General features: G+C 61.1%; 18 protein-coding genes and 1 tRNA gene. 4 read left to right on the top strand and 15 right to left on the bottom strand.

Features of this window, described 5'->3' with window-relative positions:
* Positions 1–122: 122 nt before the first annotated feature.
* The 6 genes from KQ661_RS01410 to KQ661_RS01385 form a co-directional block, all read right to left on the bottom strand.
* Complete coding sequence (locus KQ661_RS01410; protein WP_216685470.1) at positions 123–1,850, bottom strand: hypothetical protein; 1,728 nt, start codon at positions 1,848–1,850, stop codon at positions 123–125.
* A 252-nt stretch (positions 1,851–2,102) separates the two neighbouring features.
* Entirely contained in the window at positions 2,103–4,196 is a 2,094-nt protein-coding gene (locus tag KQ661_RS01405) for a M13 family metallopeptidase (RefSeq protein ID WP_216685469.1), read from the bottom strand.
* A gap of 134 nt (positions 4,197–4,330) precedes the next feature.
* On the bottom strand, positions 4,331–5,683 hold the full coding sequence (locus KQ661_RS01400) for a M56 family metallopeptidase (RefSeq protein ID WP_216685468.1): 1,353 nt from the start codon (positions 5,681–5,683) through the stop codon (positions 4,331–4,333).
* A gap of 8 nt (positions 5,684–5,691) precedes the next feature.
* Positions 5,692–6,072 (bottom strand): BlaI/MecI/CopY family transcriptional regulator, encoded by a 381-nt coding sequence (locus KQ661_RS01395; RefSeq protein WP_216679012.1) that lies wholly within the window; start codon positions 6,070–6,072, stop codon positions 5,692–5,694.
* Between the two features lie 134 nt (positions 6,073–6,206).
* Positions 6,207–6,632, bottom strand: coding sequence for a hypothetical protein (locus KQ661_RS01390; RefSeq protein ID WP_216685467.1), 426 nt, complete (start codon positions 6,630–6,632; stop codon positions 6,207–6,209).
* A 63-nt stretch (positions 6,633–6,695) separates the two neighbouring features.
* Positions 6,696–7,952, bottom strand: coding sequence for a TCR/Tet family MFS transporter (locus tag KQ661_RS01385; RefSeq protein ID WP_216685466.1), 1,257 nt, complete (start codon positions 7,950–7,952; stop codon positions 6,696–6,698).
* A gap of 125 nt (positions 7,953–8,077) precedes the next feature.
* Between KQ661_RS01385 and KQ661_RS01380 the strand changes: the two genes are divergently transcribed.
* Positions 8,078–9,157, top strand: a complete 1,080-nt coding sequence (locus KQ661_RS01380) for an acyltransferase family protein (RefSeq protein ID WP_216685465.1) — start codon at positions 8,078–8,080, stop codon at positions 9,155–9,157.
* A gap of 185 nt (positions 9,158–9,342) precedes the next feature.
* Positions 9,343–9,415, top strand: a tRNA-Met gene (locus tag KQ661_RS01375).
* Between the two features lie 443 nt (positions 9,416–9,858).
* On the opposite strand, the gene KQ661_RS01370 is transcribed toward KQ661_RS01375, so the two are convergent.
* The 9 genes from KQ661_RS01370 to KQ661_RS01335 all read right to left on the bottom strand — a co-directional run bounded on the left by KQ661_RS01370 (position 9,859) and on the right by KQ661_RS01335 (position 19,661).
* Positions 9,859–10,332, bottom strand: coding sequence for a hypothetical protein (locus tag KQ661_RS01370; RefSeq protein ID WP_216685464.1), 474 nt, complete (start codon positions 10,330–10,332; stop codon positions 9,859–9,861).
* A gap of 1,108 nt (positions 10,333–11,440) precedes the next feature.
* Complete coding sequence (locus KQ661_RS23010; RefSeq protein WP_394369602.1) at positions 11,441–11,818, bottom strand: MarR family transcriptional regulator; 378 nt, start codon at positions 11,816–11,818, stop codon at positions 11,441–11,443.
* Entirely contained in the window at positions 11,811–12,140 is a 330-nt protein-coding gene (locus KQ661_RS01365; protein WP_216685463.1) for an HNH endonuclease, read from the bottom strand. The genes KQ661_RS23010 and KQ661_RS01365 overlap by 8 nt, the downstream gene beginning before the upstream one ends.
* Before the next feature lie 330 nt (positions 12,141–12,470).
* Entirely contained in the window at positions 12,471–13,388 is a 918-nt protein-coding gene (locus KQ661_RS01360) for a hypothetical protein (protein ID WP_216685462.1), read from the bottom strand.
* A gap of 13 nt (positions 13,389–13,401) precedes the next feature.
* Entirely contained in the window at positions 13,402–13,746 is a 345-nt protein-coding gene (locus KQ661_RS01355) for a helix-turn-helix domain-containing protein (RefSeq protein ID WP_216685461.1), read from the bottom strand.
* Between the two features lie 123 nt (positions 13,747–13,869).
* Positions 13,870–14,901 (bottom strand): hypothetical protein, encoded by a 1,032-nt coding sequence (locus tag KQ661_RS01350; protein WP_216685460.1) that lies wholly within the window; start codon positions 14,899–14,901, stop codon positions 13,870–13,872.
* 3 nt (positions 14,902–14,904) lie between these two features.
* Positions 14,905–16,173 carry a tyrosine-type recombinase/integrase gene (locus KQ661_RS01345; protein WP_216685459.1) on the bottom strand — a complete coding sequence of 423 codons (1,269 nt, stop codon included), beginning with the start codon at positions 16,171–16,173 and terminating at the stop codon, positions 14,905–14,907.
* A 267-nt stretch (positions 16,174–16,440) separates the two neighbouring features.
* A complete protein-coding gene (locus KQ661_RS01340) occupies positions 16,441–17,091 on the bottom strand; it encodes a methyltransferase domain-containing protein (RefSeq protein ID WP_216679009.1) in 651 nt (216 codons plus the stop codon).
* A 38-nt stretch (positions 17,092–17,129) separates the two neighbouring features.
* Positions 17,130–19,661: an excinuclease ABC subunit UvrA gene (locus tag KQ661_RS01335; RefSeq protein WP_216685458.1), complete on the bottom strand. Its 2,532-nt coding sequence runs from the start codon at positions 19,659–19,661 to the stop codon at positions 17,130–17,132.
* 307 nt (positions 19,662–19,968) lie between these two features.
* Here KQ661_RS01335 and KQ661_RS01330 point away from each other — a divergent pair, with 307 nt between their 5' ends.
* Together KQ661_RS01330 and KQ661_RS01325 are read left to right on the top strand one after the other, a co-directional pair.
* Entirely contained in the window at positions 19,969–20,733 is a 765-nt protein-coding gene (locus KQ661_RS01330; RefSeq protein WP_216685457.1) for a hypothetical protein, read from the top strand.
* 93 nt (positions 20,734–20,826) lie between these two features.
* The gene (locus KQ661_RS01325) at positions 20,827–21,219 is read left to right on the top strand and encodes a hypothetical protein (RefSeq protein ID WP_216685456.1); all 393 of its coding nucleotides are present in this window, start codon (positions 20,827–20,829) and stop codon (positions 21,217–21,219) included.
* Positions 21,220–21,222: the final 3 nt, after the last annotated feature.

Raw genomic sequence — 21,222 nt, 5'->3', positions numbered from 1 at the left:
GTGGCAATCCGTCCTGTGAACACCAGACGCTCTTTTACGCGACAAGCCCCGGCACTGCATCGTGTCGGGGCTTGTCGCGTAAAAGAGGCCGTCATTGCGTCGCTGCGCTCGCAATGACGGCCTTACTCCACCACCAGACGGCGGGCAGCCATGGCCTTGCCGGCCTGCACGGCGTAGATGCCGGCGGGCAGCCCGGTAAGGCTAAGCTCGTGGCGTAGGCCGGCGGTGGGCAGCGTCACGATGGTCGTCTGCACCGCCCGGCCCAGGGCATCGCGCAGGGTGAGAATGGCCGTGGCGGTGCCGGGCACGCCGGGCATCGTGAGGGTGGTGGCGGCGCGGGCAGGGTTGGGAGCCAGGGAGAAACTCAGGGTGCCTTGTGCGGCCATGGTGGCGGTGAGGGTGGGGTCTGTGAGGGAGGCCAGGAAGCTGGTGCTCTCCGGGGAACCGCTAGGGCCGGGAATGGCGAAGCTGCCGAAGCTGGCCGGGGGCCTGGCCGAACCGCCCACCAGCAGCTGCTGGCCGCTTATCCACAGCGCAGTCGCATTATCGCTGCTGGTGCCGCCGGCTTGTTGGGCCCAGGCAAAGTTGCTGGTAGGGCCGGCATCGGTGAGGCGGCCAACAAAGACATCGGAGGCTACCACGCCGGCATTGGTCAAGGTGTTGGGGCCGAACGTGGCCGTGGGGCTATCGAAGCCGCCGGCCATGTACACGGCAGTGCCTGCCACCACCAGGGCCTGGGCTTGGTCATCGCCGGTGCCGCCGGCCCGCTGGGCCCATGCGTAGCCGCCGGTAGGGCCAGCATCGGTGAGCTTGGCCACGAAGGCATCGTAGCCCCCGGCGCTGGTGAGCGTGGTGCTGCCGAAGCAGGCTGCTCCCGCAAAGTAGCCGGCCACGTACACATTGGCCCCGTTCACGGCCACGGCCCAGGCCTCGTCGCGCCCGGTGCCGCCGGCCGCCTGCGCCCACACAAAGCTGCCCGTTGCGCCCTGGTCCGTGAGCTTAGCCACGAAGCCATCGTAGTTGTTCCCGCCCGGGCTGCCAATGCTGAGCTGCGTGCTGCCAAAGCTGGCCGAGGCGCTGTTGAAATAGCCCGCGAGGTACACATTGGTACCGCTGGCAGCCACGGCCCATGCGCCGTCGACGCCCGTGCCCCCGGCCCGTTGCGCCCAGACAAACGTGCTGGCGGTGCCCAGGTCCGTGAGCTTGGCCACAAAAGCATCGGCACCCCCGCTGTTCAGCAGGGTTCGAGTGCCAAAGCTGGCGTCGGTGCCCGAAAACGACCCCGCCACGTACAGGTCGGCCCCGGTGCGGGCTAGGTCGGTGGCGCGGTCGTCGGAGAAGCCGCCGGCGCGTTGCACCCAGACAAACGTGCCGGTGGCACCCAGGTCCGTGAGCTTGGCCACATACGCATCGGTACCGCCCGCGCTGGTCAGGGCCTGTCCGCCGAAGCTGGCTGTACTTGAAAAATCCCCGGCCACGTACACGCCGGTACCGGCCACCGCCACGGCCACTGCCCCGTCCAGGTTAGGCCCGCCTATGCGCTGGGCCCACATGAATGTGGCCGTGGTCGGGCTCCACTTGGCTACAAAGGCATCGCTGCCCCCGGCGCTAGTGAGGGTGGTGGTACCAAAGCTGACCGTGCCGGTAAAGCTGCCCACCACAAATACATTGCCGCTGGCATCGGTCGCCGTGGCGCTTGTTCCAGAACCATTATAGCCTGCCGCCTGGCTCGGGGTTATGAGTGACTGCCAGGCCGGGGCCTGCGCCCGCGCCGCCGGCCCCGCCAGCCACATAAGAACCAAAAGCGCAGCAGAGAGGCCGCCGCGTAGCAGAGAGGAAAGGTGTTTCATGAAAAGGAATGGTGTGCCATTGGTAGAATGCCGGGGTAAGTATAGCAGCATAAAGAAGCTCCGATGCGTGGGCACCGGAGCTTCTTTGCGAACGATAATCAGGCATCCCCGCTGGCGCGCGTCTGCGACGCGCTGCCCACTGGTTCCGAGCCTGCGGCTCGGGTAAAGGCTGCGTTCGGCAACGGCTTCAATGCCCGAGTCACAGGCTGGAAGCCAGGCGGCAGCGCGTCGCAGACGCGCGGCAGCGGTTGATTACCAAATCACGGCGCGGTCGGCCGTGCTGCGGGTCATCTTGCTTCCTTCGGGGCAGCCAAAGGCCTGCTGAAACTGCGGCATATTCATCAGCGGGCCGATGGTGCGGTACTGGCCGGGCGAGTGCGGGTCGGTGGCAATTTGCTGGCGCAGGGCCTCGGGGCGAATATTCTGGCGGCGCAGCTGGGCCCAGCTCAGGAAGTAGCGCTGCTCGGGCGTGAAGCCGTCGTAGCTGGGGCGCGGGCCGCTGCCGTAGCGCTGCTGCAATTGCTTCTCCAGGGCCCCGTACACCACGGTGAGGCCGGCGAAATCGGCCAGATTTTCGCCCATCGTGAGTTGGCCATTCACGTGCACCGAATCGAGGGGCGAGAAGGCGCTGTATTGCTTGCCCACAATGGCGGCGCGCTGCGTGAACTCGGCCGCGTCGGCCGGCGTCCACCAGTCGCGCAGGTTGCCTTCGGAGTCGTACTGCCGGCCCTGGTCGTCGAAGCCGTGGGTCATTTCGTGGCCCATCACCCCGCCAATGGCCCCGTAGTTGATTGCATCATCGGCCTTGGGGTCGAAGAACGGAGGCTGCAGGTAGCCGGCCGGAAACACGATTTCGTTCATCGGCGGGTTGTAGTAGGCGTTGATGGTGGGCGGCGTCATGCCCCACTCGTTGCGGTCGATGGGCCCGCCAAACTTGGCCGCCTCGCGCCGGTTTTCCCACCGCCGGGCCGCCAGCAGATTCGTCAGGTAGCTCTCGCGGGCAATGGGCAGGGCCGAATAGTCCTTCCACACATCGGGGTAGCCGATTTTTACCCGCAGCGCGTTCAGCTTTTTCAGGGCTTCGGCCTTGGTGGGCGCACTCATCCAGGTGTTGGTCTGGATGTGCTCGGCCATGCTGGCCTTGATGTTGGCCACCATTTCCAGCGCCTTGGCCTTGGCCTCGGGCGAGAAAGCCTGGTCCACGTACAGCTGCCCGAAGGCCTCGCCCAGGCTCTGGTCCGTGGCGGCCTGCATGCGTTTCCAGCGCGGGGCCTGCTGCTTGGCCCCGGTCAGGGCCTGGCTGTAGCGGAAGGCCGCCTCGGCATACGGCGTGGGCATTGCCGACGCCACCGAGCGCACCAGGTGCCAGCGCAGGTAGGTTTTGAGGTCGGGTAGCGTTTCGGTTTTCAGCACCGCGTTCACCTCATCGAAGAAAGCCGGCTGACCGATAATGATTTCCTGCGCCTTGCCCAGCTGCATGCCCGTCAGCAGGCTCTTGGGGTCGAGCACAGGGTAGCGCTGTTGGGCGGCGGCCACGGTCAGCTTGTTGTAGTTGGCCTGCGGGTCGCGCAGCTCCACGGGCGTGCGCGAGGCCTTGGCCAGGCGCGTTTCAATGCGCTCCACTGTAGCCGCGTCGAGTTTGGCCACGGTGGGGGCCGCGCCCAGCAGCTCAAATGCCTGCGTCATGTAGGCGCGGTAGGCGGCTTTCACCTTCTCGGTGCGGGCATCGGTTTTAAAGTAGAAGTCGCGGTTGGGCAGCGTGAGGCCGCTCTGGTTCATCTGCACGGCATATTGCGTGGTTTTTTTCTCGTCCACGTCCACCCCGGCCCGGAAAAACGGACTGGCTCCCAGCTCCTGCAGGCGCACAATTTCGGCGCGCAGGCCGGTCGCGTTGCGCACGGCGGCCACGCGGTCCAGCTCCGGTTTCAGCGGCGCGAGGCCGGTCCGGTCGATGGCCACGGTGTCCATGGCGCTGGCGTAGAAGTCGCCCACTTTCTGGGCGTTGCTGCCCGGCGCGGCGTTGCGGTTGGCCGCCGCGTCCTCCAGAATCTTACGCAGCAAATCCTGGGTGCGGTTGCCCAGCAGGTTGCGCGGCCCCCAGCTGCTGGCGTAGCTCGGAATAGGGTTGGCCCGCAGCCAGTTGCCGCCCGAAAACTGAAAGAAGTCCTCGCACGGATTCACCGAGCGGTCAATGTCGGCCATGTCGAGGCCCACGCCTTTGGGGGCTGGGGCGGCCGTCGCTACCGGCGCGGCAGCGGCCGTAGTCACGGCGGCGGGCTTGGTACTGGTGCAGCCTGCCAGGGCCAGCAGGGCCGCCGTTCCGGCCGAGAGGTATCGGTTGTTCATAAAAGCAAAGCGTTACGTTACTGCAAAAGAGCAACAAAGAGCCCAAGTAACAGCGCTAGCTTCATTGGCAGACATGAAAAAGCCGCTCCCAGTTGCGGAAGCGGCTCTTGCGGTCCGCGGTTTCTAACGGGCCATTACGGCTTCACCGCGTTGCCTTTCTCATCAAAGTAGGCGTAGTGCGGCCGGGTGCCTTCGGCCAGCTGCACTTTGTAGCGCACTTCTCCCGTGCTGGGGTAGCTCAGCTTTGTAACGCCGATGATGCGCGAGTTGGGGTGGGTTTTGGTGATGTAAGCCAGGGCGGTTGGCGTGAGTACATTCACTTCGGCCTTCGTTTCGGTGCCGGGCACCAGCGGGGCCACTTTGGCAATTTTGTCGTTCAGCGCCCGCACCTCGGCCGCGTTATCGTGGGCTTTCGTGACCACGATAACCACGCCGCCCGTCGCCGAGCCAAATACCTTACGGGCCGTTTCTTCCTTCAGCACGTTCATGAAAACAATGCTTTTGGAGTCAAGGGCATCCACCGTGGCTTTGTCGCTCAGCTTGCCATCGAGGTAGTACACGGCCGGGCCGGGCGCGGCCGCCAGGGTTGCCGGCGCGGCGGCAGCGGGCGACAGCACCGCGCCCACGCCCACGGCCAGACCCAAGGCCAACGGCAGGGCCAGCAGGTAGCGCCCGGAGTGGGCCAATGCGGAAGCCGGAGAATTCATCATAAGTACACGGTTTTTGAGGGTTGGAAATGTGAAAGAGGAAACGAGAGAAGGAGCCGCCGCTGCGTGGCTGAGGCGCAGCAGGCTGTATTGGTAAGCGCGGCGGTCAACTAGGCCGGTTTTGAGCACGGCCTCATCGGCCAGGTATTCGAGGTTGTCGAGCAGGGCGCGGCGCAGCAGCCACGCCGCCGGGTTGCACCAGGCCACTGCCAGGGCCAGCTGGGCCAGCAGCACGTCCAGGGTGTGCCACTGGCGTACGTGCACCTGCTCGTGGCGCAGCACGGCGGCCAACTCGGGGGCGGGGTGCAGCGCGGGGTTCAGGTAAATGGTTTGCCAGAAGGAAAACGGGCTGACGGCCTCGGCCAGCGCCCGCACCGGCAGGCCGTGGGCCACCACCGGCCGCGCCCGCGCTCGCAGCCGCCCCAGCGCCAGCAGCTGCCCCAGCAGCCGGGCCAGCAGCACGGCCACGCCCGCCGCGTACAAGGCCACTCCCACGGCGGCCCAATCTACCGCTGGGGCCGCGGGCCCCGCCGGAGCGGCACCGGGGGCGGCCCCCGTAGTCCCCACCAACGCAAAGACTACGGTGGGAGTGGCCTCGGCCGGCAGCAGCGCCGGCAGGGGCAGGGCCGGGTACCCGGCCGCAAACAGCAGCGCAAACACCAGATAAGCCCGGTTCAGGGTGAAGAACGTGAGCCGCCGCAGCAGCCCGAAATAAGCCGCCGCAAACAGCAGTAGCGCCACGTTGGCCTTCAGCAGGTACAGCAGGATGGGCGTCCACATCGACATGGCTAATCCTCCTTTTTGCTTTCGATGAGCCGGATAATCTCCTGCAAATCCTCGGTGCTCACCTTGTTTTCCTGCGCGAAAAACGACACCAGGTCCTTGTAGGAGTTCTGAAAATGCTGCTTTACGAGTGTACCCAGCGAGCGACGCTGGTAGTCGTCGGCCGTTATCAGGGGCACGAAGCGGTAGGAGTTGCCCAGCTTTTCGCTGCGCACGTAGCCCTTGCGCTCCAGGTTGCGCAGGGTGCTGGCCAGCGTGGTGTAGGGCGGGGGCGGCGCGGGCAGGCCGTCGAGCACGTCTTTAACAAAGCCGCCGGCGGGCAGCGGCCAGAGCACGCGCAGGGCGTCTTCTTCGGGTTGGGTGAGGCGTTCGAGGGACGTGGCCATTAGGAGCAATACGATTATGTCGTAAATCTACGAAAGTTTCGTAATTATGAAACGACTGGTTCTGGAAAAAGATTTCCGGTAAAGCAAAAACCCCTTTTTCGAGCTGAAAAAGGGGTCTTGTAAGCTGAAAAAAATTAGTAGAGTCCGCTCTGCTGCATTTGCAGCCAGCGAATGGCTTCGCCCTCATCGCCAAAAAACGAGATGGCGAAGGGCTTGCCGTCATAGGCCTCGGCCGATATGTAGCCGGGCTGCTGCAGGATGGCCTCTTGCAAAGTAGGCCCCACCAGGTAGGCTACAAACAGCCGGCCGCCCAGCCGTCGGGCCATGCCGGGAAAAAAGTCGTTGAGCAGCCAGGCCGTCGTCTGCGGGTCGTTGAGGGTGCGGCGGCGGATATCCTGGAGCCAGAACCGGCAGTTTTCTGCCAGCGCCACGGTCTCAACGTGCTGATACACCGCCGGAAGTTCGGGCTGCACTGGCTGATACGCCCAGCGGCCCACCAGAATGCCCAAATCGGGGCGGTGGGCAAGCTGAAGCAGCGACTGCGGAGGTTCGGGCATCATAGGCGAAGAGATTGAGCAGTAAAGTAAGGCCCATCCGGCGGTTGCGGCGGGGCAGTTGCGCGGCTAGTGCGCCGGTATCGCCTCAGCCACAGCCGCACCGATGGCCACCGGTGGATGCTTTTTGAGCGAATACACGGCCAGCGCCACGCTGCCCAGCGCCAGTACCGCCCCCAGCATGAAGGGCGCTCCCGGAAAATAAACCGGGCCCCCTTTGCGGGTAAATTCGCCAAACAAGTAGCTCATCATCAATGGCCCCACTACGCCCGTTACGCTGATGAGGCTGGTGAGTGCGCCCTGCAGCTCGCCCTGTTCGGTGGCTGGCACCTGGCCCGAAATGGTGCTTTGCAGCGCCGGCCCCGCAATGCCGCCCAGGCAATAGGGGGCAATGAAGGCGAGCATCAGCCAGCCCTGGGAGGCGAAGGCAAACAGCACGAAGCCCACCGTGTAGCACAGCAACCCGATAACGATGGCCCGGGCCGCGCCCAGCTTCGGAATGGCCACCCGCACCAGGCCGCCCTGCACCAGCCCCGTGCACAGCCCCACCACGGCCAGCGAAATGCCCACCAGCCGCTCGGTCCAGCCAAACTTGAGCATGGTGTAAAACGTCCAGACCGACTGCGTGGCCGAGCCCGCCAGGTACAGCAGCACCAGCGCGGCCACCAGGCCCAGCGTGGCGGGGTACTTGCCCAGCCGCAGCAGCGAGGCCACGGGGTTGGCCCGTCGCCACTGAAACGGCCGGCGCTTGTCGGGGGGCAGCGACTCCGGCAGCACAAAAAAGCCGTACAGGAAATTGCACAAGCTCAGCCCCGCCGCCGCCATAAATGGTACCCGCGCCCCGTAGCCGGCCAGCAGCCCGCCAATGGCCGGCCCGATGATGAAGCCAATGCCAAACGCCGCGCCCACCATTCCAAAGTTCTGGGCCCGCTTCTCGGGCGTACTGATATCGGCAATGTAAGCCGTGGCTGTAGTGAAGCTGGCCCCCGTGATGCCCGCCACCACGCGCCCCACAAACAGCCAGGCCAGCGTGGGCGCAAAACTCAGAAATACGTAGTCGAGCCCCAAACCCAGCAGCGCGGCCAGCAGCACCGGCCGCCGCCCCAGCTTATCGCTGAGCCCGCCCACCACCGGCGCGAAGCAAAACTGCGCCGCCGCGTAGGCAAACGTCAGCCAGCCCGAATAAATCGCCGCCCGGCTCAGCCCTTCGCCCGTTAGCTGCTGAATGAGCTTGGGTACCACCGGAATGATGATGCCCAGCCCGATAACATCAATCAGGATGGTGATGAAAATGAAGCCCAGTGCGGGCGAGCGTTTATCAGACATAAGCAAACAGGCAAAGCAAACCGGGGCACTACCCACCTAGTAGGCGGGCCGCAAAGGTCGGCACAAAGCAGGACCCGGCCTGCGCTGTCCCAGGGGCGCGTATTTTGCGGGCCCATCTGTTGGTTATGCCCTTGCCTGCGTCTGCTACTACCCTCGTCTTTCGGCCCGAGCTCAATGGCCTGCGGGCCGTGGCAGTGGGCGTGGTGGTGCTTCAGCACTGGGTGCGGCCGCCCTTTCCGCTTGGTGAAATCGGGCCGAGCCTGTTTTTCGTGCTTAGCGGCTACCTCGTGTCAGGCATTGTCTGGCGCTACGGGGCTTATGCAGGCGCGCCAGGCCGGTGGTGGCCACGGGTACGCACATTTTATGTGCGGCGGGCACTACGCATTGTGCCAGCCTATTACCTGGCGCTGGCGGGCGGCGCGCTGCTGCCGCTGGCCACCCTGCATGAGCACCCCGGCTGGTTTCTGCTGTTGATAAATAACGTGTTGATTTATAAAGCAAAAGGCTGGGGCGATGGCATCGGCCATTTCTGGACTATTGCCGTTGAGGCACAGTTTTACTTATTGTGGCCCTTTGCCTTGGGATTGCTGGGCCGCCGCCTGCAGGGCCTGCTGGCACTGGCCCTTGCCGGCTGGTGCTTCCGGGTGCTGTGGGCACTGTGGGTGCAGCTGGATATGGTGCATTTGCTGTTGCCGTCCAGCCTCGATTTGTTTGCCTTGGGCGGCGTGCTTTGCCTGGCTGAGGGAGCGCCCTGGTTGGTCCGGCTAGCACGGGGGCGCTATGTGCTGCTGGCTTGGCTGAGCTGGACCGCGCTCCGTTTTGCACTCGACCCCGGCCCGTGGGCTGCCGCGTGGGCCGTAAGTGAGGGCTCGGTGTTGGCCCTGGCCGATTTCCTCACCATTGGCTGGCTGCTGCATGTGCCTGCGGCCGGCCGGCGTCTGGGCCTCACCAAGCCGGCCATGCAATGGCTGGGCCAGCGCAGCTATGGCCTCTACCTCTACCACCTGCCCCTGTTCGTATTCTGGCAGCGGCTGGTGTATCATTTCGTGCCCGATGCCGCCGGGCGCGCCGCCTGGATGGGGCCGCTGCCCACGCTGCTGGTGCTGGGCCCGGTGCTGGCCGGGCTGGCCGCCGCATCCTGGCATTTCGTGGAAGAACCCCTCGACCGGCTCAAGAACCGCTTCCGGTACCGCAAGGCTTCCTAAGCGGTGGTTGCTGCCCATTAGCCAACCGCAAAGCCTTCAGCCGAAACTTTTATGAGGGCTTAACACTCGGATAACCAGCTTACCACCCTTGTGTTGGATTGATAAATGCCCGTGTCGTAGCAGAAATGCAGTTGGCAGGCTTGTATCGGCCAAAAACTTGTGCTACCTTTGTAACACCAAAACAGTGCGGGGTGGAGCAGTTGGTAGCTCGTTGGGCTCATAACCCAAAGGTCACTGGTTCGAGTCCAGTCCCCGCTACCTAAAAGGCCGTTTCCAATCTGGAAACGGCCTTTTTTCTTTTCAAGGGTACACGTAGGGGTACACGCCCTAACTTTTTGCTTGTTGGCGGTGGTTCTCACAGGTGCCAGCAAGGGAGAGGTAAAGGGCGTCTTTGCTTATCTTTACCTAGCCAGTAAGGTTTGTAGTTGCCAACTCAGCCACTGGTGCAAAAAGCCCCGGCGCGTAATGTGTCGGGGCTTTTTTTTATTCGTCGTCCTCTACGGGCTGGCTTAACTCAGTCAATGGAAGTGGCGAATTCCCGCCCCCGTTAATCCTATACGTGGCTCCCGTTCTTGTATCCAATATTATGCCTCCGTAGGCAGTTTGGTATCGACCATTTTTGCTAATCTGATGCATGAAAAATAATGTGGCACAGCCCCACAAAACTCCGAGTGCAAGCAGGATGGTTTTAGGTGAATTACTCATTGTGAAGATGATTCGGGGTAAGTACGATTGCTTCCTCCTATTGTGTAGAAATCAATAATAAGGCTTGCAATCAGAGATGGGGGAAGGCCAAAACGCTTGCTTTGCTCCAAGAAAAAAGCCGAGTCATCAACTGCAGTGGCCGTATTCTCCTCATAGCGATTATATGTTACGGGCAATAATGTTTCCATCCCAGACAAGAATGTATCTTGTCCTAATCCGTTAAAACGCTCCTCAAAGCTCCGAATAAGCTGCGCAGTCGTATCAACACCAATCCGATATTTAGTGGCCACAAGGACAACTACAGGATACGTTTGCCAAGTCCTAGGGTCATTTTTGGCTAGTTGGTGCTTGCCTGCATTTGGGTCTTTAGATTTTTGATTAGGTGGCGCAGAAGCGGTAGAATGTCCGCAAGCCACTAAGGCAATACAGAGGCTAAACGCTTTGATTGTGGGAACTATGATTTTCCGCATAAGTTGGGATAAGGAGGACTACAACATCGGCCCGAATATAGAATACCATTAATCAGTTGCAAGATTATGGGCGCGAAAAAGCCCCGACTGGTGAGTCTGGGCTTTTTCTATACTTTTAAGGAGCATCAGAAACTTGGGTACCCGTAGAATCGGTGAAAATACAGCAGCGAATGAGTTGCCCTGAATCTGCTTGCGGTGGGGCTCCCCTTATCTCGCTGACTTTCTCCGTTGCCCTTGCCCACTGCTGGCAGCCGGTGGCGTGGCTTCTGTCAGGATGTGCTCAGTGGGGGCGGTGGCACTCGACGGAGGGGCACCGGGCTCAGAGGGTTCGGTTGCCCACGTTGGGGCATGGCTGGCAGAATACCCCGTAGGTCAATCCGCGTACCTACACCGCATTTTCGTGTAACCAGCGGAGGAGGGCATGGTATTAATTAGTTGAAAAAAGTGCAGGCTTAGCTAAAAAAGAGCGAATAAAAAAGCTATTCATATGAGCAATCCCCCTTGCGCCTTATGGTATCTTTGTCAATATCACACGAGTAGTCCCACACCGGGTGTCGTTTATCCTCAATTGGGGGAAAAGCGAAGCCCCTGCGTTTGGCGACACAGGGGCTTCAAGAAGTGGGTGGCTGTAACACCCTTTCTTCTGACTCTATGAAAAAGGATCGTGTGTTAAAACTACTGAAAGCGGCTGCTGTAGCTGTCTTTTTAGGGTTAATGGGTGGCTTAGGTAAAGGCGTTGGCCTTTTCTTAATCACTCATGTACTCCGGTAACTCCGATAGTTTGATTGGGGCAGTCTGGCTGTATGCTGGGCTGCCCCTTTTTCGTGTAGCGTTTCACAAATCTAGTCAATGTTTACGAATCCTGGACAGGTATCGTTCAAATTGATTTGATAGTTACGTGCTATTTGCAGCCCATAACGTTTTGATAAACAGCGGCCCTGGCCCGAAGCATTGAGGCTATAAATTCAACTGTTTCCTCATTTGGCTTCTGCTACGTTGGTAGCAGGTGAGCATGAAGGCGGCAGGCTTGGCGGCCGATAGGCCGGGCGGTTTCTTCTGTGAGGTAAAACGGGGAGGGGGTTGGGCTTTCAATTGGCTTGCGTAGATTTTAATCGATTGACTGTTTGCGTTCGTATTGCCGTGCCCCGCCTAAAAGGTGCCGCTGATACTGCATGACGATACCAGCGCCGGCAAGGGTAATCCGTAGGCGGGCGCGGCCCCGGTGGGTGTAGCGTTCGACCAGCCCCGCCTTTACCAGCCGCGCCAGGTACTTCCGTAGGAGGCTCGGGGACATTAAACGGGCCTCGTATAGCTGCTTCGGGGTGATAATTCCACCTAATTCATGCAGCGCGGCCACTGTAACGAGCACAATTACCGCCCCGCTTGGTAGTCCGTTGGCCCTACTCACCCGGCGGCGGGCCTGACGTTCGGAAACGGCGATAAAGAGCGCCCAGCCAGTGGGGTACAGTTTCGGCCCGCTAAGCATTGGTGTCGGGTTTTGAGCACGAAGTAGGCACCGGCTCGAAGTGGTAAGAGCGCGGTTTTGCTTGGTAGTCCTTCACAGGTGCACAGAATCCGCGAATAATCGGCAAGGCGGCGGCTTGTGTATAGCGCGGTGAAAGGCCCGTTTCCCTTGCGTGAGTGTCGTTCTCCTTTGCCGTTACCCATTCCAGATTGCAAGCGCGGCCATCGTTTTTATTGCCGTTTTTGTGGTTCACGTACAGCTTGTGCTCGGGGTCGGGGTTGTGGACGAATTGCAGGGCGACTACACGGTGGGCCAACGGCCGCGCATAACTGTCATCATCCATTTTTAGGCCCGTTTGTAGGTACCCATCCGTTTGCGGGGTGGGCCGTAGCAGCCGCTTTGACCTTTCGGAGTAGATAGCCCCGCATTTGCTGACGTAATAGCGGCTCGCGCCTTGAATCTGGTGTAGGTAACGGCCTTCTTTGAATATTATGAGCATTGGGTAAGGGCATGAGGGGGCCGGGGTGCCCTTTTTAGGGGTGCCCGACTCGCGGTGAAATGATGATTTGGGGGTTGTGGGGCCGGGTGGATTACCCTAGCCGGGGTGCTGCCTGAAAAGGTGGTTTGCCAATTGATTACAAGGGTGGCAAACACCCCCATTTATGGGCAGCGGTCAGGCAGCGGCAGCCAGTTGGGTAATGCTTGCCAGCTCGCGGGCAAAAACGGCATCGTAGGGGTGCGGCTCGGTGCGCTCGCGCAGTAGGGCCGTGGCTTTGGCCTTGTTGCGGGTGTAGGTGCTACGGGCTTGCGTGGCTCGCATGGCTTCCCAAAAAGCAACGTCCGTAGCGGCGTGTAGTAGGGCGGCATCAGCAAGGGAGAGGTCGGCGTAGTTCATGTGTTGTCGGCGTTGGGTGGCGTTCCAATGAAGGCGCAGGTGATTGGCAAAGGCAGCCATTACCGGCGGGCGGGGTAGGTCGGCAAGGGTCAATTCTGACAGGCCGGTTACGGTGAGCATGGGCCGCTTCCGTTCAAAAACAACCTCGTAGCGCAGCAAGTGCGGGGCGGCGGTGTTGGGCGGGTGGCGGCCCTGTAGTCGGCTGTAGAGTCCTTTGTCGTAGAATTTCAGCCGATACGCCGCATGGTGCGCCCCGTACTCTAATGGGCGGGCGGCCCCGGCCGGTGGTTTGAGTGCCACAAACGGGCTGTTTTTGTGACTGGCAAGGCTTTCGAGGAACTGGCGCGGCGAATCAGCTACAGGAAGGTTCAGGCCAACCTCTAAACGGTGCACCGTTAGCCGTTCGGGCGGCACATCGAGTACGCCCGCCAACTCGGCGCAGGCGGCCCGCGCCTCGGCTGCGGTGAAGGTGCCCAGATTGTGGCCGTGGGCGAAGGTGTGAAGGGAGCCGCGAACCTGTAGAAAGCCGGTAGCCGGGGCGTACTTCAACCGCAATCCTCGGTAAGCTGCCCCGATTCGGCCGCGCTCGTCGGGCTGGCCGTCCGATTCGGCAAAGGCAACGGAATTGGCAAGCCGCTGTTCCGCGCCGGGGTCGTTGCCGGGCAAGGTCAGGTGCAGGGCGGCGTTATCGTACACGAGCCGGGGCGCATTAGGCTACTGCGGGCCGTTGTGAACCTTTGCGGGCCGTGGCACCCTTGCCCGGCTTCTCGCTCCGTTGGTGCCCTTGCAAAGCAGCCAACACATCGGTCTTTTTAATGTAGGTGCGGCTTCCCAGCTTGTGATACTTGAGCAGCCCGCGCCGTTTCCATTCGTGTACCGTTTGGATGGTCACGCCTAACATTTCGGCCGCTTCTCGGATGCTCAGTAGCTCGTCGGCGGGCGGGGTGCCAGCGGCGGTAGCAACTGGGGCGGCGCTTCGCTCGTGTCGGATTAACGCTCTAAAGTCATCGAGCATTTGGGCGTAAGTAACGCCTACGGGGATAATTACTTGCATTTATGTGGCCCGCCGGGGAGTGTGTCGGTCGAGTGATGCAAAGCAATTACACCTATTGCCCGCTAATGAAAAAGGCTTGTATTAGCAGGCAATAGGGGTCAATAGAAGGTGTTAAAAGTCCTTTTAAGATTGATTTTCCCGCCAATCACTCACCCATGTCTCAGCTTCATCTACTCCTTTTTTGAAAGGCAATGATGAAGTAGCCGCAGCTTTGCCGTGACCGGTTAACTCTATGTTTTGGGCCGTTTCACCAATTGCGGCCCCATAAGCAATATGAAAAGCGTTTACCCATTCGGCATTATTAGAAGTAGAGTCCATTAACCCCCGCCGATGTAGCACGCGGTATGCAGCTGTGAATTTGCTTCGCAAGCCCTGTGCTTTGCCTCTTAAATCGTTTGTCAAGCAATTACCCCGTGAATCAATAAGGCGCAGATGCTGCAATAGATTGCTCAGGTCTGCTGGCGTAAATGGAGATATGCAAAGCTCGGCTATCGTGGCTTTCGAGCTAACCGTAACAGTAGCCGGGGTGGTGCTTTTATTCGGGGATATGGATTGCACTCCCACCGCTAGGGGAGCGGTGTAATAGGCTGGCAGGTTGGGGCGAATGGCAAACTGTTTAGGCATATGGGCCTCATAAAAAGCGCGAGCATATTGGTAAAGCTGGATAGTTGCTCCCAACTTATTACGGTAGTAAACAGCTCTATTACGGGCAGTAGATGCCTCTTCAAAAGGTGGTAAGATTCCCCATAGAATTTCAACTGCTTTGTCCTTGCGGACCTGGCCTTGCGCCGCCAGCCACATTGCAATCTCTTGGGGTGAATCAGGCAGCGGGGCGGTGCTTGGTATATAGTTGCTGGCTTCATCTTCTATTCTGTCTATTTCAAGCCGGATAGCTAAGCAAAAAGCATCGGCTAGGTCAGCCGCGTCGTCTGGATTGTTATCAAGCAATTTTTTAAATGTGCGCCCTACTTTAACAACCTCATCGTGAAAGTTTGACTGACCCAAAACGCCATTCGCCCATACTGTATAAAATTCAGCTACGAAACTTGTAATCGATTCTTTTACATCGGGATTGAGTGTACTAACTATCCCGACAATGCTCTCCGCTCTAGCAATATCAACGCGGGTGGTATTGCCTACTACATGATGTCCCATTGTCTATTCTGGCATTTCGTGGAAACGGGCAAATTCTTCGGCTACTCGTTGCGGCGTGAGGTTCACGTAACGCTGAAAGGACTTGTACGAAGTGTGGCCGGTCAGCTTCATTACAAACTCGGCGCTCATGCCCTTGCCAAGATTCAGGGTTACAAAGGTTCTACGGGCTGTGTGCACAGTCAGCTTCTCATATTTGGGGGCTGTAGTAACGTCGGCAATGCCGCCCCGGTATCGGATTACTTCGATAGGCGAATCAATACCGGCCAGCTTGCCCAGCTCTTTTAGGAAGCGATTTAGCACCGGGTTTGTAATTGGCCCACTCTTTACCGTGGCAAGCTCACCGGCCAGCAGCCGGTTTACGATTTCAAGGGCGCGGGCGCTCAGTGGCACGTTCACCACGGCGCGGGTTTTCTTTGCGGTCAGGCGCAAGTGAGCCGGAAGCGTAGCCGTGGCGGGGCGCAGGTGTTGCGGCTTGATGCTTACGAGGTCGGAGTACCGCAAGCCACTATAGCAAGCCAGCAGGAACCAAGCGCGGGCTTTCTCAAGGCGGGAGCCTATGGCAAGCGGTAGGGTTTCGAGGGCAACCAGTTCGGCCGCGCTCAGGGCCATTACGTCGGGCTCGCGCCGCGCCCACGTTACTTGTGTTAGAGCGGCGTTGTCAGTGTAGCCTCGTTTGGCTGCCCACTTCATAAAGGATTTGAGGCGGCCCAAATGCTTGTTTATTGTGTTGTCAGTGAGCCCGGCCACGTTCAGCAGGTAAGCGGCCCACCTATCGCCCACGGTGGGCGTGAGGGTGTCAAAGTCAATAGCGTAACCCTGTGCTTGGCTGAACTCCCGAAGGTGCCGCCCGGCGGTGGCGTGTGCTTGTGCGGTGCGAACGGTGCCAGCGGCGCGGGTGTAGTCTACCCATTCCTCATAGCGTTGCCAGAACAACCCGCCCACCGGAACGGGCGCGGGCTCGTCGGGGCGTTCAGGCGCGGCGGCTTCGCGTAGGGCGGCGGCCGTGGGCAAGGTGCCGGTGGCTAGGCTTTCGGCATGGGTTAAAAGCAACTGCTTTTCCATATCGCTCAGCGCATCGTTCAGCAGTCCGTTTAGCTCGTTGCCCTTGCCCCGCACTTGCGCCCGCTGTTCGGCCTTTATCCACTTGTCGGGGTGAATGCTTCGCCCGGTGTAGACTTTGATGCGGTGCCGCCGGTCAATGGTCAGCAGGGCATAAATGGCCGTGGGGCGGTCTACCCCCGGCTCTTTCAGGTGAAAGGAAACGGTTGCCATAAAGTGTGTCTGTAGTTGCCGCTATAAATATAGGGTGTGTACCCTTGCCGGGGTACACGTAAGGGTACACACTGCGACATTTTAACCGTATTCAGCCCGATTTAGCCCGACAAGGAAGGTAGCAAAAAGCTGTTTACAGCATAATTGGGCTGCTTTTTCAGTCGTTCGCAATCGGCCTAGAAATGTAGGTTGTACTCCAGTCCCCGCTACCTAAGAAAAGGCCGTTTTCCACATGGAAAACGGCCTTTTTCTTTTCCTGCCATCGCCTTACGGCATGAGCCCGGCGTTGGTCCGGGCCACCACGGCAAACAACGGGTCGGAATGGCCGGGCGGCTGCGGGCTGCGGTCGAGCAGCTCAATGGCTTGCCAACCGCCCGCGGCCAGTAAATACTGACGCACCAGGGCCAGGTGGCCGCGGTCGTCGAGGGCATGCCAGGCGGCCACGGCTTTGCTGGGAAAGCAGCGGTTGGAGAAGGTGATGACCAACGGGGCCCCGGGGCGCAGCACGCGGGCCAGCTCGCGCAGCACGGCTACTGGCTGGGTCAGGTAGTCGATGGACACGCAAATAGAGGCACCGTCGAATTGCTGGTCGGCGAAGGGCAGGGTGGGTTGCGCGTTCAGGTCCTGCACCACGTGGGCGTTGAGGCGTGGGTTGGCGCGAAGCTCGGCGGCGTTCATGCCCAGTCCTACTACATGGCGGTAGGCAATATCGGCCGGGAGGTGGCTCACCCAACTGCTCATCAAATCGAGCAGCGTGCTGTCGGGCGCGAAGTACTCGCGGTAGAGCTGGGTGACGGCGGCAATGGCTGCGTCGTCGATGTGCGTGACGAAGCGCGGGTGGTGGTAAAACTCCGCGTCGGGGGTTTCGTCCTGGCGAACGAAGAATTTGTCGGGTAGCGGTGGGGGAGTGGGATTCATCTTTTTTAGGGGATGTCGGGCTACGTTCTACCGCAACCTCATCCCATGAACTGCCTTAGGTACGGCGCGGTTTGGCTGCCCTTGGCCAGGGCCACCGTGCGCGGCGGGCCGGCGGCTACCACGCGGCCGCCGTCTTCGCCCGCGCCGGGGCCGATGTCGATAACCCAGTCGGAGCCGGCTACTACGCGCATGTCGTGCTCCACCACGATGACGGTATTGCCGGCGGCCACCAGGCCTTCGAGCTGCAGCATCAGCTTCTCAACATCCGAGGGGTGCAGGCCGGTGGTGGGCTCATCGAGAACGTACAACGTGTTGCCGCGCCCAATGCGCTGGAGCTCGGTGGCCAGTTTGATGCGCTGAGCCTCGCCGCCGCTCAGCTCGGTGGCGGGCTGGCCGAGGCGCAGGTAGCCCAGGCCCACCTCGCGCAGCACGGTGAGGGCGCGGAAGATGGCGGGCTCGTCGGCGAAGAATGCCCAAGCGTCGTCCACGGTCAGGCCCAGCACTTCGGCGATGTTGAGGTCGCGGTACTGCACCTCGAGGGTTTTGGCGTTGTAGCGCGCGCCGTGGCACACTGGGCAGGGCGCGTACACGCTGGGCAGAAACAGCAGTTCGACCATCACGAAGCCTTCACCGGCGCAGTTTTCGCAGCGGCCCTTGGCTACGTTGAAGGAGAAGCGGCCGGCATCGTAGCGGCGCTTGCGGGCCTCGGGGGTGGCGGCGAAGAGCTTGCGAACGTGGTCGAACAGGCCGGTGTAGGTGGCCATGTTGGAGCGCGGCGTGCGGCCGATGGGCTTCTGGTCGACGCGCACCAGGCGCTTGATATTTTCCAGCCCGGCGGTGATGTGGCCGCCGAGGGTGACGGGCGCGGGCTGCGCCAGGGCATCGGTTTCCTCTTCCTCTGGGGCGATTTCCTGCCCCAGGCTTTCGGCCACCAATTCTACCAGCACCTGACTCACGAGGCTGGATTTGCCCGAGCCCGACACGCCCGTAACCGTGGTGAACACGCCCAGTGGAAATTCTACATCAAGCTGGATGAGGTTGTTGCGCGTCACGCCGGCCAGCTTCAGCCAGCCGGTAGGGGTGCGCGGCGGCTGGTCGGGCAGGGCGGGCGCATCGAAGAGAAACTGCCGCGTCTGCGATTCGGCGATGGCCTTGAGGCCTTCGGGCGGGCCGCTGTAGAGGATTTGGCCGCCCTTCTCGCCGGCGGCCGGGCCCACGTCTACGAGCCAGTCGGCCTGGCGGATAACGTCTAAATCGTGCTCGACCACGAACAACGAGTTGCCGGCGCGCTGCAGGCCGGCCAGGGCCTGCAGCAGCGCCTCGGTATCGGCCGGGTGCAGGCCGGCGCTGGGCTCATCGAGCACATATACCACGCCGAAGAGGTTGGAATACAGTTGCGTGGCCAGTCGCAGCCGCTGCAATTCGCCGGGCGAAAGCGTGGGCGTGCCGCGCTCCAGCGACAAGTAGCCCAGGCCTAAATCGAGCAGCACCGTAAGCCGCGCCGCCAAATCTTCGGCAATGCGCCGGGCCACGATGGCCTGCTCCGGATGCTCCGTATCGTGCTGCTGCTTGCCGGCTTTGCCCTCGGCAAAGGGCTGCAACAGCGCTGCTAGCCGCTTGAGGGGCAGGCGCGACATTTCGGCAATATCCAGCCCGGCAAAATTCACCGACAGCGACTCCACCCGCAGGCGCTTGCCGTGGCAGGTGGGGCAGTCGGAGCCCAGCATGTACTGGGCTACGCGGCGCTTCATCAGGGCGCTTTGGGTGGTGGCGAAGGTGTGCAGCACATGCCGTTTCACGCCCGTGAACGTGCCCATGTAGTTGGGCGGCTCGCGGCGCTTGATGGCCCGCTGGGTTTGCTCGGGCGAGTAGCCGGGGTACACCGGCAGCACGGGCTGCTCGTCGGTGAAGAGAATCCAGTCGCGGTCCTTTTGCGGCAAATCCTGCCAGGGCGTGTCCACATCATAGCCCATGCTCACCAGGATGTCGCGCTGGTTCTGGCCGCCCCAGGCCTGCGGCCAGGCCGCAATGGCCCGCTCCCGAATGGTGAGCGTGGGGTCGGGCACCATGGTCTGCTCCGTCACTTCATACACGCGGCCCAGGCCGTGGCAGGTGGGGCAGGCCCCCTCGGCGGTGTTGGGCGAAAAGGCTTCGGCGTAGATGATGCCCTGGCCGGCCGGGTAGTCGCCGGCCCGCGAGTAGAGCATGCGCAGCAGGTTGGCCAGCGTCGTGACCGAGCCCACTGACGAGCGGGTGCTGGGCGCGCCGCGCTGCTGCTGTAGGGCCACGGCCGGCGGCAGCCCCTCAATGCTGGTAACTTCGGGCACGGCCATCTGGTGAAACAGCCGCCGGGCGTAGGGCGACACCGATTCGAGGTAGCGGCGCTGGGCCTCGGCGTAGAGCGTGCCGAACGCCAGGCTGCTTTTGCCCGAGCCCGATACGCCGGTGAACACCACCAGCGCATCGCGCGGAATGTCGACATCGACGTTTTTGAGGTTGTGCTCGCGGGCGCCGCGCACCCGCACGAAGCCGGTGAAATTGGTGGGGGAGGGGGAAGGAGTTGTTGGCATAATGGGAAAAAGCCCCGCCGGAACCAGGCAGGCAACGCTGCTATACGCGGGCTGCGGCCTGGCAGGCCAACTATTGCCGCTTACGGGGTGGCTGGTGCCGCATTTGTTGCCCGGGCCGAAATCTCCGTAGTTTTAGCCGCACCTTTTCACCGCTATTTCCAATTCAATGCGTCCATTCTACTTCTGCCTGTGCTGCTGCCTGTTGCTGAGTGCGCCGGTTTTTGCCTAGTTTTCCCGCACCATCGCCGAATTCAAGCGCGACCGCGACCAGGAAACCCAGCTGCTGCGGACCCAACCGCTGCTGGTAGTGTTGAAGCAGGAGGACGAAAAACAGTTGAAAAAGCTGGCCAAAAAGCCCGACGGCCTGCGGGCTTATCAACAATCTATTGCCTTGGGCAACGCGCTGCTAAAAGAGGTGGCCGGCCCGGGCTGGACGTTTTCCCCGAAAGTGGAATATAAGTTAGAGGCTGAGCTGGCGGCCTTGGTAGCGGCCAATACCGGCCAGCTCAACGTGCTTGATTTTGATGCGGTTGACTACCTCGATGCCCCGCCTCCCATGCGCCGCTATGGCGAGCCTGGCCCAGTACTAGCGGGGCACCGCGACGAATTGCTGAGCTTCCGCCTGCGCATATTCCTGAAGCAGATTGATTTTACCGTGCACAATGAGCCCCTACTCAATAACACGCCGAACCCGAGCGACGCACTGTACTGCGTGAAAATACTGGAGCAGTACGCCGCTGGGACTGGCCCGCAGCGCGTGAAGTCGGGCAGCACGCCCCCTTTGTTGCTGTTGTGTCAGGACGACCGTGCGCCCGGCCTGACCGACGCGCAGATAAAGCAGGTCTATCCCTATTCGTATCAGTTCGTAGCGCGGCCTGAATATGAAAAAGCCGTGCACGAAGCCTCTCCGGGGGTAGCCTTCGTGCGGATGGCGTGGCAGGCTTACGGCACCATCTCGCCAATGGCTTATGCCTTGCCCGGCTTCGGCATCGTGAGCGACTTACACCGGCTAAAAGGCCCGTTGATTACTCTGCAGGATTTCAAAAGCTTTAAGAAAACGTTGTTGCGCTAAGCGGCTCCCGCGCCGCCCGGCCCTTCGGTATCTGCCGGGTCGGTAGTCCGGGAAATCGTGCCTAATCTTGAGGCTGCAATCGCCTTCCTTTCCGTGAAATTATTTCTACTTGCGGCACTGCTGGCCGGGGTCAGCCTCAGCGCCCGCGCCCAAACCTATTACCTCGACCTGACCAATCAGGCCCTGACGCTATCCGACAACACGCTGGGGGTGGAGCAGGTGGTGGACGGCCGCGCCGGACAGCCGCCCATCGGCATCGTGTATCGGGGGCTGAATGGAAAATCGGCCGCCGTGGCCTTCCGGCAGGGGCTGGAAACGGAGCTCACCAGTTTTCTGCAAATTCAGCTGCCCGTGCGGGCGGCGGGCGGGCATACCGTGGTGCTGTGCGTGCGCAGCCTGCACATTGGCGAAATCATGGGGGGCAAAAAGCAGCAGGCCATTGCCGAGCTGACGGCCGATGTGTACGAGCAAATTACTGATGGCTAACAT

Source organism: Hymenobacter siberiensis, from assembly GCF_018967845.1.
Taxonomy (GTDB): Bacteria; Bacteroidota; Bacteroidia; order Cytophagales; family Hymenobacteraceae; genus Hymenobacter; species Hymenobacter siberiensis.
The sequence above is the reverse complement of the archived record's forward strand: the minus strand, read 5'-3'. Positions and strand labels throughout refer to the sequence as shown.

Bases quoted from the DNA above. Each gene is read 5' to 3' on its own strand.
- KQ661_RS01410 (WP_216685470.1), bottom strand. From the start codon at position 1,850: ATGAAACACCTTTCCTCTCTGCTACGCGGCGGCCTCTCTGCTGCGCTT.
- KQ661_RS01405 (WP_216685469.1), bottom strand. From the start codon at position 4,196: ATGAACAACCGATACCTCTCGGCCGGAACGGCGGCCCTGCTGGCCCTG.
- KQ661_RS01400 (WP_216685468.1), bottom strand. From the start codon at position 5,683: ATGTGGACGCCCATCCTGCTGTACCTGCTGAAGGCCAACGTGGCGCTA.
- KQ661_RS01395 (WP_216679012.1), bottom strand. From the start codon at position 6,072: ATGGCCACGTCCCTCGAACGCCTCACCCAACCCGAAGAAGACGCCCTG.
- KQ661_RS01390 (WP_216685467.1), bottom strand. From the start codon at position 6,632: ATGATGCCCGAACCTCCGCAGTCGCTGCTTCAGCTTGCCCACCGCCCC.
- KQ661_RS01385 (WP_216685466.1), bottom strand. From the start codon at position 7,952: ATGTCTGATAAACGCTCGCCCGCACTGGGCTTCATTTTCATCACCATC.
- KQ661_RS01380 (WP_216685465.1), top strand. From the start codon at position 8,078: ATGCCCTTGCCTGCGTCTGCTACTACCCTCGTCTTTCGGCCCGAGCTC.
- KQ661_RS01370 (WP_216685464.1), bottom strand. From the start codon at position 10,332: ATGCGGAAAATCATAGTTCCCACAATCAAAGCGTTTAGCCTCTGTATT.
- KQ661_RS23010 (WP_394369602.1), bottom strand. From the start codon at position 11,818: ATGCTTAGCGGGCCGAAACTGTACCCCACTGGCTGGGCGCTCTTTATC.
- KQ661_RS01365 (WP_216685463.1), bottom strand. From the start codon at position 12,140: ATGGATGATGACAGTTATGCGCGGCCGTTGGCCCACCGTGTAGTCGCC.
- KQ661_RS01355 (WP_216685461.1), bottom strand. From the start codon at position 13,746: ATGCAAGTAATTATCCCCGTAGGCGTTACTTACGCCCAAATGCTCGAT.
- KQ661_RS01350 (WP_216685460.1), bottom strand. From the start codon at position 14,901: ATGGGACATCATGTAGTAGGCAATACCACCCGCGTTGATATTGCTAGA.
- KQ661_RS01345 (WP_216685459.1), bottom strand. From the start codon at position 16,173: ATGGCAACCGTTTCCTTTCACCTGAAAGAGCCGGGGGTAGACCGCCCC.
- KQ661_RS01340 (WP_216679009.1), bottom strand. From the start codon at position 17,091: ATGAATCCCACTCCCCCACCGCTACCCGACAAATTCTTCGTTCGCCAG.
- KQ661_RS01335 (WP_216685458.1), bottom strand. From the start codon at position 19,661: ATGCCAACAACTCCTTCCCCCTCCCCCACCAATTTCACCGGCTTCGTG.